Origin of the sequence: Chitinophaga sancti, assembly GCF_034424315.1 — a bacterium.
GTDB lineage: Bacteria > Bacteroidota > Bacteroidia > Chitinophagales > Chitinophagaceae > Chitinophaga > Chitinophaga sancti.
The window spans coordinates 7,780,486-7,799,229 of sequence record NZ_CP139972.1 but is presented as its reverse complement, the minus strand read 5'-3'; the positions used below and the strand labels follow the sequence as shown (position 1 = coordinate 7,799,229).

The window sequence follows — 18,744 nt, the reverse complement described above, 5'->3', positions numbered from 1 at the left end:
ATCATGAAAATATTTAAATTCAAATTTGCAATACAACTTATAGCAGTATCAGCGTTATTCGCTTCCTGTTCCAAGGATTTCATTGAAAAACTGCCGGAAGACGCAGTATCGTCTTCTACTGCCATCACTGATAAAAGTTCCATGCAGAGCGCTTTAAATGGTGCTTATGCTGAACTCAGAGCACTGGGGATCTACGGCGCCGACTTACCAATTATGGGCGATCTGCTGGCAGATAACTCCTTTGTGCAAACCGGTAATACAGGTAGATTCCTGACCACCTACCAGTACACCTTTATTAATGATGATGGCTATTATTCTGCTATCTGGAATAATTCATATACCACTATCCTGCGTGCAAATAACATTATCAATGCAACTGCAAGCGGCGATCAGACAGCCATTGACGCACTTAAAGCTGAGGCACATGCGATCAGGGGCCTGGTGTATTTTAACCTGGTAAATATCTATGCCCGTAACTACGATGATACTACCGGCTATGGCGTACCTATCGTACTGGAAGATAACCCTGCCAACAAACCGGGAAGAAGCACAATTGGCCAGGTTTATAACCAGATCATCAGCGATTTCCAGACATCCCTCTCCAGCGTTAGAGAATATTCCAGTTCTATCACTATCAGTAAATATGCAGTAGAGGCCCTCTTAGCCAAAGCTTATTTTTACTCCAGGCAATATGATAAAGCATTGTCCGCTGCAAAGGATGTAATTGATAATTCAGGTTTTACCCTGGCTGGTACTCCTGCTGCCTATGCCTCCTTCTGGGCCAATGCAGCCGCTAAATCTGACCAGGTGGAAGTGCTGTTCGAAGTAGATGCAGATGCTACCGATAACAACGGAGCCAGTGACCTGGGCCGTATGTATGTAAATGGCTACAATGACATCTATTGCGATTCTACTTTCTACCGTACCTATTCCGCAACAGATGTAAGACGTACACTGCTGCTGGATGGTGCTACAAAAGTTGGGAAAGCCACACATGTGGTGAACAAATATCCAAATGGCGCCAATACAGACAGAGATAATATCAAAGTGATCCGCCTGGCAGAGGTATACCTCATTGCAGCTGAATCAGCAGCCCGCCTGGAACAAACCAGCGTAGCATTAACGTACCTGAATACACTGGCACAGACCAGGGATAATAGCCTGGCAGCCTATGCTCTGAGCGGTCAGACACTGATCGATACCATCATCGAAGAAAGACGTAAAGAATTGGCTTTCGAAGGGAACCGTTTCTCCGATCTGAACAGGTTGGGATTGACTATAACAAGAAGAGTAAACCAGGGAGGATTGTCTATTTCCAGCAATTACCTTTCTGTTCCTTATGCTGATTATAGAAGGATTGGACCCATCCCTTATACTGAAATAAAGGCTAACTCAACCTTAGCGACCCAGCAGAATCCATCTTACTAAATGAAAAAAGGTTGTATTAGAAGTATAGAATTCGCAATTTATTCAATTACTTTTAATACAACCTTTTTTTTATATTGCACCCTATGAAAATAGCCTTATCAGGTGCCCACAAAGTAGGAAAAACCACGTTAGCAGAAGACCTCCTCACCCAGCTCCCCGGGTATAAACTCCATAAAGAACCCTATTATGAGCTCGAAGAATCCGGCCATATTTTCTCAGAAATACCAGGTACAGACGACTTTATTAAACAATTTGAACACTCGGTTCAGCAAATTCAACAAAGCGGGAACAATACTATATTTGACCGGTGTCCAATTGACATTTTAGCCTACATCCATGCACTCGAACCAAATAAAAATATCGCATCACTATTCGAAACCGCCCGGATCATCCTTTCTGATATAGACCTGCTCGTATTCGTTCCCATTGAAAACCCCGACATCATCTCCTGCCAAAAATCAGATTTACCCAAACTCAGAACCAAAGTCAATGACATCGTTGAAAATTGGATCTATGACCTGGGCATCGATGTGATTGAAGTAAACGGAGAACTCCCCCATCGCCTGGATCAGGTGCTCAAAAAAGTTAAAGGATAATATACTGCCTTCCTCGTTCATTAATGCATTCATAAAACTTATCTTTCTCATTACAAACAAGGTTCCCTGCATCTTTTCCCCCGGGACAGCCCTCAATTTCGCCAGCGCTTCCCGAAAAAAAGGCCGGCCTTATAATAAGACCAGCCTTTACCTTATAAATTCGCTATCCTAACTTATCCCAGTTTCTCCAGCCTGCACTCAAGTTTCTTATCCTTCTTAAAATATTCAATGATCATCACAGATCCGGATTTAGCCGGCAATACCCTCATCCTGCTTGCCTTGGATTTCAGTTCAATTTTATCCTGTGTAAATTTCGTACCGTTATAACGGATTGAATTGAAAGTCTGCCCCTTATAACTGGATGACCTTTCCCAATCACTAAAACAGATCGCAAAATTATTATCGTCAGGATTACCAGTTGTAAACTCATAATCAAAAGCACCGATCATTTTGATATACATAGCCAATGCATGCTGACTTACATAATCACTCATAGGTCCGCCCACTACTGTATTATTGGTCTTGTCATAGATCTTTGCATCCTTCATCTTATACGCACCATCAAATTCCATTACCACCAGGTCAGTAACTACCACCTTGGTTACACCGGCATTGCGATAAGAACCAGCTGCCGCATTCAATGCAGTTAAAGCAATACCACCAGCACTTGCCTGTTTCTTGTAACCTTCACCTACTATAAAGATTTTACCATTTGCACCAGGAATCATCTTATGAATATACAGGTAACCAATATTGTCGATCTTACCCTTTGTATTCGTAGGCAGATGTTTCGCAATGTCTACCGCCCAGCTGTTGTAAGTCTTGTTCAGGATATTACCATTGTTGTCAATCTCGTAAATAGCAAGCCCCTTGCTGGCATCCTTTGCAATATTTGCATCCTTATCATAGTAGTTACCCATTGCAATGAATTTGCCACTCCCTGCTACAGGCAGTACGCTGGATGGCACAAATGTCCATTTATCTTTCTCATCATCAATGTCGAATACTTTCTTCTTTGTCATGGGATTGATACCTACCAGGTGAGCCGTACCACTACCACTCATTCTCCTGTTTTTCCTGATCACTTCCAGGATCACCAGGCTATCTGTAGCGCCCAGGTATTCTGCATTTGCATACTTCTGGTCATCACCGTCCGGAATATATGTCCATTGCTTTTTCTTTTCAGATGAATACATATCTACTTCGTAAGTCACCTCTCTGCCATCTCTTAAAGGCAATACAGAAATGAATCCCTTATCGCCCAGGTTAAACACAGTCTGGTTCATCCCCTCATCTGTATGCAGGGTTTCATACTGGGTCATCAGGGCATCCGTCTTTTTAGTATATGGACGGGAATAAGTAAACTTCAGTTTACCTTCCAGGTCATACACCTTCATCTGCAACAATTTTTCTTCCTCATTTTTGAAGAGGAATGCCAGGCTGTTGCCATTGTATGCTGACTCCAGCAAACTCAGTTTCTTTGTGTCTTCAAACTTAATGTCCTGTACCTTATTCAGGTTCTCGTCTACGATCTGTAAGGTATATTCATTGGTATGCCTGTCAATTTTATCACTCTGGATCAGGTAGAAATAGCCTTTGATTTGTCCCTGTTGAATAATGGTACCACTATTTTGCAGGTAAGCGGAGTAAACTTTGTCCACAGTCAGCTTGGATTGGGCTTTCACATTTGTAGCGGACGCGCCTACAAATAATGCAAGTGTGAGTAGTCTTCTAATCATCTTTTGTAAAGATTATTTTTTACTGTAAATTATATTTAGTACTTAAATTCAATTCATGCTGAAAGCCGGGATAACTGTTTAGTTGGGTCGCATGTGCTTTCAGATAATTGTAACTGATGCCTGCAAAGTCCTCCAGGTAAAGGTTCTGGATAAACTGTAACAGTACATTATAATTAGCCGGCTGGTAAGGGGCGGGTAGATCTATAAATTTTCCCAGGGTATGGGTTTTCTGTGCAGTATAGCATGCGTTCATGATCCGGCCGATCTGGGTTACGAGATAGGGATCTTTAGGATATTGCTGCATAAGCATCAGTGTATAATGCAAGCTATAGGTATAGTTGTCTACTGCAAAAGCATATTCAACAATCTCGTATTTGAACGTTTTCCGCAGGCTGTCAAACACTTCCTTATTCACCAGGAAGTCCTGCCGGCCACCCGCATTCGCGATCATCGGCTCCAGCAGGGCAATACGTGCCTTACAGTCCGGGTGCGTCTTCAGCGAGTCTTCCAGTTTCTCATCTTTCTTCAGCTTTGCCTGGCCACCTAAGAGACCGGTGTTCTTCGTAATCCACCTGTTCTGAAACGGGTACGCAGGTACGTTTAATTCCTTCCGGAGACAGGCTTCAATGTCCAGGGTATCTTTGTCAATATCATCGAGTATCGCCAGTGTTTTAGTAGCACCGCCAGGATTAAAACGGGTGTTCAGCAATAAAGCCACACCCATGGAATCCGCCTGTGACTCATGGTCTCTGCTATGCCTGCGGCTATTGAAGGTGATGCCCTTTGTCAGCTTTTCAACCGCTTCCCGTTTGCCATAATCTGCCTTTTTTATCTTCCGCAGTTCATCCTGCACTGCATCAGAATTCATGATGCTTACGTGCCGCTGGATGCTGTTGTCCGTATGCTTTAATATATAGTGTGCAATTTCATGGCACAGGATAAAAGCTACCTCGCTTTCATTGTCCAGCCGCTGGAATAATCCCATATTAAAGAGAATGATCCCTTCCCCGATATAGCTGGCATTAGGTACACCACTCCTGGAAAAATAGCAGTTGAGCTGATAATCTTTTAATACAGGATTGCTCTTTACAATCTCGCTGACCACCGCATCCAGGTATTGCTGCGCTGCCGGAGAGGTATAGACTTCTTTTTTATCAAATACAGATTTGATGTTTTCCCACCTGGACTTATAAATTTCTTTATAATCTGCTTTGTATTTAGAAGGGAGACCCTCGATCTCTGCATTGTACTGCAGCTCGTATTTGCTTACAAGATTTTTAAGCCTTGCTTCGTTTTGGGCAACAGGTGTAAAAATCTGACTTTGGGCAAGCCCGGCCATCGATAGCAGGCACAATGTAGTTAACGCAGATAAAATCTTCATCTTCAGTATAGGTAATAGTGGGTATTTGTGTCGTATGTCCCGTTTACGCTGTTAAGGTAAAAAACATTTCGAAATCACAAAATGATTTATATATAATTAAGATAATAAACTAAAGATGAGATAGGTGAGTAAATTCCATAAAAGAATTCTAAAAAACTGAACACCACAACACAACAATGTAATAATCAATACATTAAAATCCGTCCAGGCATAAGAGAACCCGCTAAATACTGCTTGCACATCTACCGGGTTTAAAAGCAGGCACCCGGAGTCTATGTGTATTTTCCTGGTCTGATCCGCCCGGACAATTACTCAATTTTCAATATCTTCACCCCGCTATGACAACCTCAGATATCATTACTTATCAGTACCAGCACCCATCCTTCCTGGACAGACAGCGTTTACTCCTGTCCGGTTATAATGAGATCAGCCCTGCATCCTGTTTCTTCCAGGGTTTTCTCAACCAACCGTATATCGTTGCCCGTTGCCTCATCACCCTATCGAACATCGTTCAATCCAGTTTTAACCTCTCGCCTTTCCAGATGGCCATGATGCGAGACCCGATCGCGACTGCCGGTAATGAAAAGCTGCGTTTCGAAGGCTTTTCTCACTGTGCCGGCGTGTATGCCCGGGTGGATGTATTGCCTGCTGCCATTGATGGCACTTTTCCGGCCAGTGGAACGGTGAACGTGGACTTTAACCAGCCCATGATCAATGCACTGGGAGGTGTGGGAAAACAGGGTCAGATGATGCTGAATATCGGGGCTGATGCCATCAGTGTGCAAACGACTGCCACAGCAAAAGTGGTAGAACGCAAAGTGCCCCTGCCCCTGAAATGGATCAAAGGGCTCACGAGCGTACAAATATTCCTCTCCGCCGCAGAACAGGTATATTCGTTTAACCAGCTGCAGGCCATGCAATTGTTCAAAAGCATCCCTGCCGGCCAGCCCAAACCTGATTACTACCTGGTGATGAGAGGCAACAAACCCATGTTCTCCCCGGCAAAGGCCGCCAATGCTATATGCGTAGGCGGTATACACCGTTTGAAACTCCTGGAACCCCTGCTACCCCTGGCAAGTGAACTTAAAGTCTTTGCCGGCCCTGATATGCAGTCTACCACCTGGCAATTATATTTTGGAGATGTACGGTTCAGCTTTTCACTGTCGCGGGAAAGCTGGCGGGGTTTTTCAGGAGAAGGTGCGGCACTGGAATCTTTAGTAGCAGATGTTCCTGATGAATGGCTGGATGCGATGAATAAATACAGTCATGCAAACCAGGAATTCAATCCCGCCTTAATGGCCATCAGTGAAAATATTCATTTCGAACAGGTAGATCAGCTCACAGGCAGGATGGCAGCAATGGGTTTACTGGGATACGACCTGGATGAAAGACAATTCTTCTACCGGCAATTGCCATTCAAGCAAAGCCGCATTTTGCAACTGAACCCGCGCATGAAAGATGCTGAAAAATTATTGGAAGAAGACAAAGTAGTGATCCTGAAAAATGAAAATAACCGGGTAGAAGCACGGGTGGAAGGAAGTGGGGTACAACACACCGTGATCATCGATCCCGGCAAGGCCCGTTGTACCTGTACCTGGTATGCAAAGCACCAGGGCGAACGGGGCCCCTGCAAACACATTCTTGCTGTAAAGATTAAAATAGGCTGATAACCCTGCCAATAAAGAATAGACTATGACACCAACTGATAAACTGAAAGCACTTATTGAAAAAGAATCAACCGATGAGCTGATTGTTTTTTTAAAAGCACTGAGTGAACCCGAAAAAAAAGTACTGGTACCCGCTCTTAAGGAACTAAACGCCTACTACACGGAATTTGTAGACCTCAGTACCATGCAGGCGCCTGATAGCAAATGGCAAGCAGGTCGCTCCTACGGTACCCGTGCCCGTGGCAGGCAGGGCCTGGTACTCGCCATCGCGTCTTTTGTCTGCCTCGATAAAAAGGGATTTGAGAAAACAGTGTTTCCTACCAGCATCCTCAAGCAGGAAATCCTGGATCAGCTCCTTCCCTGGTATGTACCTTCCTGGTTCGGAAAACTATTGGATGAGGCGAATAAGGGCAATAGCTACCGCCTTAGTTATGACCTGATCATGCAACTCCAGGCAGAGGGCCATTTCACGCCCTCCCCTGAATTAATACTGATTCATTTCCCCGGACTTATTTTCCCCGAAAAAATCACACCTGCGCAAGCAGAAGAAATACTACTCAAATACCCGGATACGCTCAATAAACATTTCTGGTATATTTTCGAATATCCTTCCAACATCGCTAACCTTAGCCGATATTATAAATCAACTAAAAACTGGAATGATTTCATCCTGAAATTTGCAACAGAAGGCCGCCTGGACAGAGCACGTATCTTAAAGGAAACCCTCTTAACAGCTAACCGCAATTTCAATAAAATATTAGCAGGCTGGTTCGTGGAACTATTTAGTTTCCTGAAACCCACCGAAGAAGAATTACAAACCCTGGAACCTGAGCTGATGACACTGCTGGACTCAAAGCATACAACTGCTGTGAGCCTGGGTTTAAACAGCCTTAAACAGCTAAAGGATTTTGATTATCATACCTTCATCACACATCTCCCACAGGTCATCTTATCCGGAACTAAATCGATCCTGAACACAGTGCTGCAGTTATCAGAAACGATCTGCAAGGAGCATCCGGATGCCCGTCAGCCAATAGCCATCCAGCTCTGCCAGGTCTTTTTAAACAAAGATGAGGGCCTGCAACAGAAAACCGCGAAACTGATCAGCACCTACGCATTTCCACCTACCGAAGACCTGCAGCAACAGTTACAGCTATACGCCGATACAATGCTGACAAGCACCCGGCCATTGCTGCTGAAAGACGCTGCGGCTGTGGTACTGGCTGATGATACACCGGCTGAAAACCTTCCCTTAATTGGCGAACATAACCTCATTCCACCGGTAAATACAGTGGAAGACCTGGTCTATTTTGCCAGTCAGGCCTTTGAAAACAATGCACCGTATCATGCAGAATTATTGCCTGCTGCCTTCATTCACCTGCAACACCTGATCACGGAAGATGTTTTGGTGCAGCTGCAACCTGCTTTTAAAAGAGCAGAGAAATTACACGCACACCCTACCGCCAATATGGGGCAGCTGGATAATCTCCTGACTAAGTTCCTGCTTGATTATACAAAAGGCCAAACAAGTGCCTGGAAAGAGACAGAGGACTACGTTCGCCCTTATACGATTTTATGGCAATATGCTTTGGAAAAGCTCCAGGCAAAGAATCAATTACCTCTATTATCCACACCTACCCATACGCCCTGCTGGATAGATCCGCTTGTATTAGTAGAACGCTTAGCACAATATAAAGATCAGGTCCCCCATGAACTGGATCTGCAACTGGCCGTATGCCGCTGTGCACTGGAAGATACCGCAGCTGCTATTGCCCTGGCAAAACAGGTATTAAGCGGTGAGCATAAAGAACTGGTATTATACCTGCTGGATCAATCAGCAGGCACGCCCAGGAACGGCAACGCCTGGGTCCAGGCAGCGAACCGGAAAGGGATCAGTATCCCAACAGATAAATTAGCGGCAGTTTATATCAATGGCAATTTTGAATGGGAAACAAAACCGGAAAAGTACAAGGCCTACGGATCTTACATTAGTGAGAAACGCGATTATGAGAGAATAACGGCTACGCGTATCTCTATCCGGATCAATATCCCGGCATCAACGCCACTGCACGCAAAGGAGCCCCTGCTGCAGGATTACCTGGTTAACCGCTCCAGGTACTACTCCTTAATCTGGCAGGATGTACCCCGGTTGTTATCGCTCACACCTGCGAATTCCTCGCTCATGCTGGCAAATATCATACAGCATTGTATGCCCCTGTCAGGCATGTATGAGGTCACAGAAACAAGCACCATCACGGCTGCTATCAGCTGGTTAAAAGAACAGGCAATACCCTATTTGCCCACTGTACATTTATTCATGGCTACCTGTATGCTGCATGCGGATAAAACGATCCGTGCATTAGCTGCAGAATGCTGGATCACCGGTGTCAGTGCGAACAGGTTAGAAAGTAGTGAAACAGGGCGCATCATAGGGATACATCAAAGCGTAGAGTGGGCACCGTTAAAACGGTTTACAGACCTGGTCACTGAGCACATGATGCAAATCAGCAGGCAGCATAATGAAGCACTGGAACTGCTGTTATCCAACTGTATTGCCCGCCTGCCGGACCATGCAGTGAAGAACCTGAAAAAGCTACTGGAGGTCTATGGGGAAGTATTGGCGGTGAATGGGCATAAGGTGACAGATCTCCAGGTGATGAATCGGCTAAAGGTGTGGGAATCACTCCCTGGTTTTAAGAAATTAACCTCCTCCCTTACATAATTCATTTAGGTGTTGTTAAAATTAAATACGGAGAGGAATAAAATATCCTCTCCGTTCGTTCGTCATCAACTCATATGAAGAAAATAATCCGGGTAGCTTTAAAATGCCTGAAAATAGCATTCGCACTACTGGCACTATTGATAATCACAGTTTTAATATATATGAGACATCCACTATTCGGAGCAAAACCATCCGGAAAGAGATTAGAACGAATCCAACAATCACCGCATTTTAAAGACGGACAATTCCAGAACATTCACAATACACCGCAACTTTCAGAAGGGTATAGCATGGGAGGGGTTTTGTATGATTTCATGTTCAAGAAACGCCTGCGCCTGCGCCCGGTCGATTCATTACCTTCCGTAAAAACCGATCTCCTCCATCTTACACCAGAACAGGATGTACTGGTGTGGTTCGGCCACTCCTCCTATTTTATCCAGACAGGCGGTAAGCGTTTCCTCGTAGACCCGGTGTTTTCCGGCAGCGCGTCCCCTTTGCCAGGAGGTACAAAAGCTTTTAATGGTGCGGATATCTACACCATTGACGATTTTCCAACTATAGATTACCTGTTTATATCCCATGACCATTACGATCACCTGGATTATAAAACCATCCTTGCCCTCAAAAGCAAGGTGCGCAAAGTAATCTGTGGACTGGGCGTAGGCGGACATTTTGAAAGATGGGGTTATACACCGGATCAGGTCATTGAAACAGATTGGTGGCAGGATGTGGACCTGGGAGATGGATTTATGGTACATACCGCACCTACCCGGCATTTCTCAGGCAGAAGTTTTGCCCGGAATAATACATTGTGGCAATCATATATCTTACAGTCACCTGCCATGAAGATCTATATCGGGGGAGATAGTGGTTACGATACCCATTTTGCAGAGATTGGAGAAAAATACGGCCCGATAGATTTTGCAATCCTTGAAAATGGCCAGTATGACCTGGCATGGAAATACATTCATATGCAGCCGGAAGAGGTGTTAAAAGCGGCAAAAGATCTCAAAGCGAAGCGACTACTCCCCGTGCATTCTTCCAAATTTACCCTGGGGAATCATCCCTGGGATGAACCGCTGAAACGGATAAAAGCCATGGCGGATATTCCCCTGGCTACACCAATGATCGGTGAATTGGTGGATCTGCGCAATGAACAACAGACTTTCCAGGAATGGTGGAAAGGCCTGAATTAAGTACCAAAACCAGATAGCAGCCTTTTTTATCCAGGTAAGAGCCTAAGCGGCTTCGATCCGGCTTCGTCATTATAAGTATACTTAAAGGTCACCAAAAGGTCACTTCAATATCGATTTGATATACAAGTGACCTTTTAGTGACCTTTAAGTGATGTATTAATACTCATTTAGCACAAAAGATGCACTGGTACTGAATAGTATTTCTTAGCTTGTAGATATAACTCCAAAACCATTTTATATGGCAATTTTAAAAGACAACAGCTTATTACAATACATCGAGGGTACCATTGGCGACGAAATCACGATTTACCGGAGAAAAGGCCAGATCATTGTGGCCAAAAAGCGCCGGCGGTCAAACAAAAAGCCGACTAAAAAGCAGGTAGAGGCCAGGCAAAAGATGGCGGAGGCAGCCGCTTATGCCCGGGTAATGCTCGGAGACCCTGAACTGAAAGCCTACTATGAATCCAAAGCCGGCCCGGGGCAAAATGCCTGGAATATGGCAATTAAGGATGCCTATAAAGCTCCGGAAGTGCAAAATATCCAATGCACGGAGGCGACGGTAACGGTGACGGCAAAAGACGAGTTCAGGGTTGCAGCAATAGAGGTAAAAGTATTGGATGCCGCAGGCACTATCCTGGAAAAAGGCAGCGCAGTTTTAGGCAGAAATGGCGTGGATTGGTTGTATAAGGCAGCGGCTTTGCCAGCCGGTGGAAAAGTGCTGATCATCGCTGTAGACCTGCCAGGCAATGAAACCCACAGAGAAGTACAACTGGAATAAGGACTCCTTTACTAATCTTAAAATTGGGGTGTTTTCCTGTATACTACCGGGGAGATGCCCAGCTGTTTTTTAAAGAACTTACTAAAATGTGCGGTATCAGTAAATCCTAACCTGTAGGCAATGTCCTTGACAGGGAGACTGGTATTTTGTAAGAGAGAGCGGGATTCAGCAACAGACTTTTCGGAGATCCACATGCCGATTGTTTTGCCTGTTTTGGCTTTGATAACATTACCCAGGTAATTCGGATGCAGGTTTTGTGCATCTGCATAGTCCTGCAACCTGAACACCTCATTGGCGGAGCCATTGGCCAGTTCGCGATAATGCTTATCCAGCAGCTTTTTAAAATTGACGACAATTTCAGAACCACGGTTGCCCTCATAAATAGGGCTATAGTCCATAAAAAAGTATTCCTTGTACTTGAGCAGCAATGCAAAAAAGAGGCTGATGATGATCTTTTTCCTGAACGGAGATTGACCGGTATATTCCTGGTGAATTTGCAGGTAGAGCCTTTCGAACTGGTTGAAAACCTCCGGCGTCACTGTCTTTGCGGGTACGGTTTCTGTAAGCAGGAAAGGGAATTCATCGAAGATATTGCCATGAATAGATTCCCTGAGGAAAGACTCACTGAAGGTGATCAGGTAGGCTTCTTTGATCTCGTCGTGCCGGAATGAACGGTAGTGACCGGGGTTGGTAAAGTAGATAGTATTCGGCTTAAAGTCGAAGGTATGGTGATCCAGGGTATAGCTGCCCCTGGCTTCTTTGATAAATCCGAATACAAAGAAGTTCAGCCGGCTTAGGGGCAGGCTAAAAGGCATGGGTTGGTGCAGATCTGCCAGGTTAAAAATGGTAAATTCAGAGTTCAGGTGAATCAGGTCAGTGGGCAGGTTATTATACCGGTACTGATCTGCTAATGTATCAAAGAGTAAACCTTTCTGGTTTTCGTTCATGATCCTAAATTAATAATTTATAGACCTGCCAGCAAGAACACCACGCTCATATACGCAAATAATACGGTGAAAATAAGGTGCATCATCGTCTCGAACCGCTTTCCCCTCCACAGGATTGACGAATACCCGAAGAACTGAATAAAGAGCCTTATAGCCCAGAATATCCCCATTCCCAGGCACACTCTCCTGCCCAATACCGTGTTGATTAAATCTTCGCCGGAACTCAGGCACAACAAACCCAGCAAGAATACCACGAAGGCGATAAAAAAAGTATGGATCGTCATGATCTGCCTGTTGATTAAACTCAGCCTTTTCAGCTCCTCCTGCCAATTGAAAAACCAGGGAAATACAACATGACTAAGCGCCAATAAAATTAAAAGCGATCCAATAATGCTAAAATGAATGATCATTCCTGGAAATTATAAATGTCGAAATAAAAGGAGTGATTTTAATCTCCTGGTTCAGTTTTAATGCAGCATGCTTAAAATGGGTTAGCCAGTTCTTTTTCGAATAGAAATGTACAAAGCCAATGTTATAAGCGATAAAGTTTGCCGGGTCTCTGAGATGTTCTGTTATATAAATCTCGCCACCGGGTTTTATAATCCGTGCCAGTTCCTTCATAAACCCTGTTCTCTCAGTTTCATTCCGGATCTCATGGGCGGAGAAAATAACGAATATCTTATCTGCACATGCATTTTCCAGGGGAAGGTGGGCAGTGTCTGCACTGATGGTCTGAGGCAATACCGGGTAAGCCCTGCGGGCACGTTTGATAGATACCTCTGTGTGTTTCTGCGGATTGTAAAAATCGATGATCTCCAGGTTGGCCTTGCTGAATTTGCTTTTTAAAATGAGGCTCGTTTCATCAAAGCCTGCATGGATATTTACTACCAGGCTTTCCTTATCGTTAGCTTGAATCCAGTTTAATTCATACAAATCTGAATAATCATAGATGTACCAGGATATCATTAATGAGATCATGCTGGCTGCAAGAACGAGGCTGGTAATTATAAGGTAGCCGAAATAATAACCGGCACTAATAAGTAACAGGGAAAGCAGGTAGAAATGCCAGTTGAACCGGATGATATTAAATACCCCCTGAAAAGGTTTCCTTGTTATTGCCATGTTTCCAGTTTGCCTTTTTTCCACTGATAAGGAATGTTATTTATAATAAAAGCATTGGCAAGAACGGCATTATCATAAGGCGCTAAAAAAGAGAACTGCTGATCCATTACCTGTAAGGGGCTGGGAGTCCAGTTTTCCCGCATGCCTTCTACAATCAGCACCTTTTTGGTAGCTGCATTATACTGAAATGTAAAAGGCAGGGGGCCTGCAAACCGCCGTGCTTCTTTCCAGTCAGCGAATGGGGAGCCTGCAGGTAAGGGTACATTTTCTGCTGCAAGGTCCAGGGAGACTTTAAAATCCGGCGATGCAATTGTTTGCATATTGCCTGATTTCGTTTGTTTGATAGCAGTCGTCGTATAATTATAATGTGTAAAAAAGTTCCCGAGCCACTCCATCTTCTTCTTATCAGTTTCAGATTTCAGGATGTATAAACCACGTAATCTTTTACCTGCCCTGTTAGTATACCTTACAAAGATCCTGTAGCCAACCAGGAAGAAATCATTGCCCATAAACTTCGGGAATCCTTTTGGCCGCAGATGCTTTGTTTGCACCATGGCGACTGCAATAAATCCGTATTGATCATGTAGTGTATCCAGTTCAAGGCAGGGTGGAATGAGCGCCGCCAGTTGTGCTTTGGGTATCGCAAAAGTCAATACGATTGAATAGTCGAAGAATGCCTCGACTGCAAAGGGATGATTTTTAAGCAACACGGGGTCTGCGTTTAAAAGCTGTGTAATAAATAAGCAGGATAAAGATGAGTGCGAACAGGGCATTCAACCTGCCCCAGAGCAACAAATCCGCTGCAAGGAGAAATTCAATGAGATTCATGACTGCAATGATGCCCATCTGCAGGATGGCATTGAATTTTGGCCGGATGCCACTGATGATCCAGATAGCCATGGCTATTTCTGAAATACCGATCGCCAGGGTCAGCGGTCTTGCATACTGCTCACCCAGGATGCGTGCTACAATTTGTTCATGTCGGGGCACAAGGTTCAGCACCTTACAGCACAAACCATTGACGAGCCAGACGAGTGCAATGAAATAAGTTAAGAGGTTTCGCATGCTGATAGTGAAGATACAAAGTCTGGATTATATAAATAAAAATAAATGCAATATGATATATGGGTCATAATAATTCAGGCGGATGGTACAGCCCATGGCCTGGCAGGTTTTGTAAGATTTATTGATAATGTTTACCCTTTGTATCTTTCTGGTGTCTCCATAATTCCTGTAACACCGGGCTATTTTGCAGGAGATGGCTGGCCATAACAATAAAAACTTCTTAGATAAGCTGCAAAGATATAAAATTTTAAGTGCCGTATCTTTGCCGTTCAAACACGACAATTATATGGAATCAAAAGATCCCTTACACGGTATGACCCTGGAGAAAATTCTTATTCGGCTGGTCGATTCTTTCGGTTGGGATGAACTGGGGTACCAGGTACGGATCAATTGTTTTATTAGCAATCCATCTATACAATCCAGCCTTAAATTTCTGCGTAAAACGCCCTGGGCCAGAACCAAGGTGGAGGAGTTTTATAAAGATGCCTTGAAAAAGGGGCAGCTGAAATAAAAGATTCCTATTAAAAAATGTGGGGGCGGATAGGGTTATAATTTTATATGATTTCCCTTTCAGGGAAATCCTGGAGACCCTGTAATACAAAAGATCCCCCCTGCCAGCTATCATCTTCTAATAGGTCTGCCGGAAATAAACCGGCTGCACTCAGGCTGCAGTGAATTCACCTAAATTCATGGTAGAGCATTATTAACCTAAAAAACCCTACGCATGAGACAAGTTCTACTCTTCGTCACTGCACTACTATGCAGCACGCTTTCATTTGCCCAAAACTACTGGAGACCCCACACAGATGGTGCAAGAATTACTCCCGACAAAGCCGTTTCCCGCCTCGCATTTCCGGCCGAATACAAATTATTCGACCTGGATGTAACACCACTGCAAAGCCAGGTATTCAGAGCTGTCGGGAATACCAACGCACATGCTACCGTCATCTCCCTCCCGAATGCAGATGGACAGATTGAACAATTCGAAATTGTGGAAGCCTCCAATTTCGAGCCTGCCTTGCAAGCGAAATTTCCTGATATCAGGGCATTTTCAGGAAAAGGTATCACCGACAAATCGGCTATCTTAAAGTTAAGCATCTCCCCACAGGGAATACAAACCACTGTATTCCGCGTGGAAAAAGAAACTGAATTTATTGAGCCTTATTCTGCTGACCATACTGTGTATACAGTATTCAGAAAGCAGGCGAAGTCACTGCCATGGAAATGCTCTACCCCGGAGCAAAAACTGGCTACTGATCTCAGTAACAACGTGGTGGCCAGGTCGACCGGCGATCTGAAAACACTGCGCCTGGCGCAATCAGTCACCGCAGAGTACTCGAATTATTTTGGTGCCACCAGTTCCAGCCAGGTAGCATTGGTACTCGCCGCCGTGAATGCCACCCTTACCCGCTGTAATGGTGTGTATGAAAAAGACCTTGCACTTCACCTGAACCTGGTCGCAAGCTCGACAAATGTATTTTATTACAACGCGTCCACCGATCCCTATTCCAATGCCAGCACAGGTGCTGCCGGCAACTGGAACGGCGAGTTACAAAGTACGCTGACTTCCGTAATCGGTGCGGCCAACTACGACATCGGTCACCTCTTTGGTGCCTCCGGTGGTGGTGGTAATGCAGGTTGTATTGGTTGTATCTGTGTCGATGCTTCAAAAGGTAGTGGTTTTACCTCTCCTGCTGACGGCATTCCACAGGGCGACAATTTCGATGTCGATTATGTAGTGCATGAAGTAGGTCACCAGCTGGGTGCCAACCATACCTTCTCTTATGGCAATGAAGGCACCGGCGTGAATGTGGAACCTGGTTCAGGGATCACCATCATGGGTTATGCAGGTATTACCAGCTATGACCTGGCCCCACATTCTATTGATATCTATCATGCAGTTTCTATCAACCAGATCCAGACAAATCTTTCAAGCAAGACCTGCCCGGTAACAACCAGTATTTCTGCCAATAACGCTACTCCTGTAGTGAGTGGCGGTGGTAGTTATACCATTCCTATCAGCACACCATTTGCGCTGACAGGATCTGCTACGGATGCCAATGCCGGCGATGCGCTCACTTATTGCTGGGAGCAAATTGACAATGCATCTACCTCACAAACCAATGCCAGCAGTGTGGCCAGTGCTACAAAAGCTTCCGGCCCTAACTGGATCTCCTTTGCACCCACTACCTCCCCCACCCGCCTCTTTCCAAAACTGGCGACTATACTGGCAGGTAGTTTAGTATCCGGCCCTTTGACCGGTGGAGATGCAAGTGCGAATACAGAAGCCCTCAGCTCCGTGGCAAGAACCCTGCATTTCAGGCTAACGGTAAGGGATAATTCGCCGTATAGCTCTACTGCCCCGGTGAAAGTTGGCCAGACGAATTATGCCGATGTTACGGTTACCGTTAGCAGTGCTGCAGGACCATTTGCAGTGACGGCTCCGAATACCGCCGTATCATGGGCCGGCAATTCATCACAGACCATTACCTGGAATGTAGCCAGTACAACAGCATCTCCCGTTAGTACTGCCAATGTAAAGATCTCCTTATCCACAGATGGCGGGAACACTTTCAGTGCCCTGGTAGCAAGTACCCCTAATGATGGTAGTGAAGTAGTTACTATTCCAAATACACCGACTACCACTGCCAGGATAAAAGTAGAAGCGGTAGGCAATATCTTCTTTGATATTTCTAATACCAACTTCACCATTACTGCGGGTTCAGGTTGTGCTGCGCCAACGGGCTTAACATCCTCTTCAGTTACCACTACCTCAGCCAGCATTGGCTGGACAGCGGTGAGTGGTGCAGCTTCTTACAAGGTAGATTATAAGGCTGCTTCATCCAGCACCTGGATCAGTGCTGCTACTGCTACCACTGCTACATCTGTTGCATTGACTGGTCTGACCCAGGGTACTACTTACGACTATAGGGTAAGGACTACCTGCAGCAGCGATACCAGTGTATATTCCAGTGCACAGTTTACCACCATCTCAACAGATAGTTGTAATGTACCTACGGCATTGACCAGTTCATCTGTAACAGCTACCGGTGCTACAGTAAGCTGGACAGCGGCAAGTGGTGCGGTGAGTTACAGTGTGGATTACAAACTGAACACTTCTTCTACCTGGACCAGTGCTGCAACAGCAACTTCGGCTACTTCTGTGACCTTAAGTGGCTTGACAGCTGCCTCCCTGTATGACTGGAGAGTAAGAACAAATTGTGCAAGTGGCAGTGGTTCCTATATTGCTGCACAGTTTACCACGCTCACAGCTTCTGGTTGTGCGAATACATTAGATAACTCAACCAATGGTACACTTTCAGGTGCTGCCACTATTCCATTCAATACAGACGTAACCGGCTTGATCAGCCCGAGCGGAGATGTGGACTACTATAAATTTGTGATCACCACCAGTGGTACTGTCACCATTACACTGGGCACATTGCCGGGTGATTATGACCTGAAACTGTTTAACAGTTCCGGCACACAACAGGCAATTTCACAGGCATCCGGAACAACCAGTGAAAGCATCAGCGGTACTATTAGTGCCGGTACTTATTACGCACAGGTATATGGATATAATGGTGCCAACAGTGCTACCAGCTGCTACACGTTAAGAGTGGCTTTAGGAACTGCTACCCGTTCCGGTGCAATTAGTGGCGACCTGGATAAAATACAGATATATCCGAACCCGGCTAAGAACGTGGTGAATGTAAATCTTGCTGGAGTGAAAGGGAAATCAGAAGTAAGTATGTATGATGTAAATGGCCGCCAGGTATTGCGTCGTGAAGTAAGTGCGGTGAATGCACAGCTGGATATTTCGACATTACCAACAGGGGTTTATATCATCAAAGTAAAGAACGGAATTACAGAAGTGAGTACAACGAAGATCATTAAACAATAATAAAAGAGAAGAGCTTGTACGGGAAGTAAATTGAAGGCTATCCGCCCGGATCAATTTCAATCTTAACGTTACCTGATAGCACAGGCCGGAGATATTGCATCTCCGGCCTTTTTTAATACAAGCAAATCATCCCATATCTAAAACACTCAGGTTAAACTACTTAGAAAACACTGACCGGGATCATGGTTTTATAATTGAT

The 18,744-nt window shown here is 44.9% G+C and carries 15 protein-coding genes; 8 read left to right on the top strand and 7 right to left on the bottom strand.

What is annotated here, in order from left to right; genetic code table 11:
* The first annotated feature begins 3 nt into the window (after nucleotides 1–3).
* Together U0033_RS30810 and U0033_RS30805 are read left to right on the top strand one after the other, a co-directional pair.
* Nucleotides 4–1,428: a RagB/SusD family nutrient uptake outer membrane protein gene (locus U0033_RS30810; protein ID WP_177318752.1), complete on the top strand. Its 1,425-nt coding sequence runs from the start codon at nucleotides 4–6 to the stop codon at nucleotides 1,426–1,428.
* A gap of 83 nt (nucleotides 1,429–1,511) precedes the next feature.
* On the top strand, nucleotides 1,512–2,024 hold the full coding sequence (locus U0033_RS30805; protein ID WP_072366182.1) for an ATP/GTP-binding protein: 513 nt from the start codon (nucleotides 1,512–1,514) through the stop codon (nucleotides 2,022–2,024).
* Between the two features lie 173 nt (nucleotides 2,025–2,197).
* On the opposite strand, the gene U0033_RS30800 is transcribed toward U0033_RS30805, so the two are convergent.
* Both U0033_RS30800 and U0033_RS30795 read right to left on the bottom strand, forming a co-directional pair.
* The gene (locus U0033_RS30800; protein WP_072366180.1) at nucleotides 2,198–3,763 is read right to left on the bottom strand and encodes a DUF6770 family protein; all 1,566 of its coding nucleotides are present in this window, start codon (nucleotides 3,761–3,763) and stop codon (nucleotides 2,198–2,200) included.
* 19 nt (nucleotides 3,764–3,782) lie between these two features.
* Nucleotides 3,783–5,144, bottom strand: coding sequence for a M48 family metallopeptidase (locus tag U0033_RS30795; RefSeq protein ID WP_083571906.1), 1,362 nt, complete (start codon nucleotides 5,142–5,144; stop codon nucleotides 3,783–3,785).
* 338 nt (nucleotides 5,145–5,482) lie between these two features.
* Here U0033_RS30795 and U0033_RS30790 point away from each other — a divergent pair, with 338 nt between their 5' ends.
* The 4 genes from U0033_RS30790 to U0033_RS30775 all read left to right on the top strand — a co-directional run bounded on the left by U0033_RS30790 (nucleotide 5,483) and on the right by U0033_RS30775 (nucleotide 11,507).
* The gene (locus U0033_RS30790; protein ID WP_072366176.1) at nucleotides 5,483–6,811 is read left to right on the top strand and encodes an SWIM zinc finger family protein; all 1,329 of its coding nucleotides are present in this window, start codon (nucleotides 5,483–5,485) and stop codon (nucleotides 6,809–6,811) included.
* Between the two features lie 25 nt (nucleotides 6,812–6,836).
* A complete protein-coding gene (locus tag U0033_RS30785; RefSeq protein ID WP_072366174.1) occupies nucleotides 6,837–9,533 on the top strand; it encodes a DUF6493 family protein in 2,697 nt (898 codons plus the stop codon).
* Between the two features lie 161 nt (nucleotides 9,534–9,694).
* Complete coding sequence (locus U0033_RS30780) at nucleotides 9,695–10,729, top strand: MBL fold metallo-hydrolase (protein ID WP_245801886.1); 1,035 nt, start codon at nucleotides 9,695–9,697, stop codon at nucleotides 10,727–10,729.
* A 238-nt stretch (nucleotides 10,730–10,967) separates the two neighbouring features.
* Nucleotides 10,968–11,507 (top strand): hypothetical protein, encoded by a 540-nt coding sequence (locus U0033_RS30775; RefSeq protein ID WP_072366165.1) that lies wholly within the window; start codon nucleotides 10,968–10,970, stop codon nucleotides 11,505–11,507.
* A 17-nt stretch (nucleotides 11,508–11,524) separates the two neighbouring features.
* On the opposite strand, the gene U0033_RS30770 is transcribed toward U0033_RS30775, so the two are convergent.
* From U0033_RS30770 to U0033_RS30750, 5 genes are read right to left on the bottom strand one after another with little or no spacing between them, the layout of a single operon-like run.
* Nucleotides 11,525–12,454 (bottom strand): helix-turn-helix domain-containing protein, encoded by a 930-nt coding sequence (locus tag U0033_RS30770; RefSeq protein ID WP_072366163.1) that lies wholly within the window; start codon nucleotides 12,452–12,454, stop codon nucleotides 11,525–11,527.
* A 17-nt stretch (nucleotides 12,455–12,471) separates the two neighbouring features.
* On the bottom strand, nucleotides 12,472–12,864 hold the full coding sequence (locus U0033_RS30765; RefSeq protein WP_072366161.1) for a hypothetical protein: 393 nt from the start codon (nucleotides 12,862–12,864) through the stop codon (nucleotides 12,472–12,474).
* Nucleotides 12,848–13,576: a class I SAM-dependent methyltransferase gene (locus U0033_RS30760; protein ID WP_072366159.1), complete on the bottom strand. Its 729-nt coding sequence runs from the start codon at nucleotides 13,574–13,576 to the stop codon at nucleotides 12,848–12,850. The genes U0033_RS30765 and U0033_RS30760 overlap by 17 nt, the downstream gene beginning before the upstream one ends.
* A complete protein-coding gene (locus tag U0033_RS30755) occupies nucleotides 13,567–14,286 on the bottom strand; it encodes a DUF2071 domain-containing protein (RefSeq protein ID WP_072366157.1) in 720 nt (239 codons plus the stop codon). Before U0033_RS30755 ends, U0033_RS30760 begins: the two co-directional genes overlap by 10 nt.
* Nucleotides 14,276–14,641, bottom strand: coding sequence for a DoxX-like family protein (locus U0033_RS30750; RefSeq protein WP_072366155.1), 366 nt, complete (start codon nucleotides 14,639–14,641; stop codon nucleotides 14,276–14,278). The genes U0033_RS30755 and U0033_RS30750 overlap by 11 nt, the downstream gene beginning before the upstream one ends.
* 286 nt (nucleotides 14,642–14,927) lie before the next feature.
* Between U0033_RS30750 and U0033_RS30745 the strand changes: the two genes are divergently transcribed.
* Entirely contained in the window at nucleotides 14,928–15,152 is a 225-nt protein-coding gene (locus U0033_RS30745) for a VF530 family protein (RefSeq protein ID WP_072366197.1), read from the top strand.
* A 213-nt stretch (nucleotides 15,153–15,365) separates the two neighbouring features.
* Entirely contained in the window at nucleotides 15,366–18,545 is a 3,180-nt protein-coding gene (locus U0033_RS30740) for a reprolysin-like metallopeptidase (RefSeq protein WP_072366153.1), read from the top strand.
* Nucleotides 18,546–18,744 lie beyond the last annotated feature (199 nt).

Coding starts and splice junctions, on each gene's coding strand:
- U0033_RS30770 (WP_072366163.1), bottom strand. CDS start 12,454: ATGAACGAAAACCAGAAAGGTTTACTCTTTGATACATTAGCAGATCAG.
- U0033_RS30800 (WP_072366180.1), bottom strand. CDS start 3,763: ATGATTAGAAGACTACTCACACTTGCATTATTTGTAGGCGCGTCCGCT.
- U0033_RS30750 (WP_072366155.1), bottom strand. CDS start 14,641: ATGCGAAACCTCTTAACTTATTTCATTGCACTCGTCTGGCTCGTCAAT.
- U0033_RS30795 (WP_083571906.1), bottom strand. CDS start 5,144: ATGAAGATTTTATCTGCGTTAACTACATTGTGCCTGCTATCGATGGCC.
- U0033_RS30740 (WP_072366153.1), top strand. CDS start 15,366: ATGAGACAAGTTCTACTCTTCGTCACTGCACTACTATGCAGCACGCTT.
- U0033_RS30805 (WP_072366182.1), top strand. CDS start 1,512: ATGAAAATAGCCTTATCAGGTGCCCACAAAGTAGGAAAAACCACGTTA.
- U0033_RS30745 (WP_072366197.1), top strand. CDS start 14,928: ATGGAATCAAAAGATCCCTTACACGGTATGACCCTGGAGAAAATTCTT.
- U0033_RS30780 (WP_245801886.1), top strand. CDS start 9,695: ATGAGACATCCACTATTCGGAGCAAAACCATCCGGAAAGAGATTAGAA.
- U0033_RS30810 (WP_177318752.1), top strand. CDS start 4: ATGAAAATATTTAAATTCAAATTTGCAATACAACTTATAGCAGTATCA.
- U0033_RS30765 (WP_072366161.1), bottom strand. CDS start 12,864: ATGATCATTCATTTTAGCATTATTGGATCGCTTTTAATTTTATTGGCG.
- U0033_RS30785 (WP_072366174.1), top strand. CDS start 6,837: ATGACACCAACTGATAAACTGAAAGCACTTATTGAAAAAGAATCAACC.
- U0033_RS30760 (WP_072366159.1), bottom strand. CDS start 13,576: ATGGCAATAACAAGGAAACCTTTTCAGGGGGTATTTAATATCATCCGG.
- U0033_RS30790 (WP_072366176.1), top strand. CDS start 5,483: ATGACAACCTCAGATATCATTACTTATCAGTACCAGCACCCATCCTTC.
- U0033_RS30775 (WP_072366165.1), top strand. CDS start 10,968: ATGGCAATTTTAAAAGACAACAGCTTATTACAATACATCGAGGGTACC.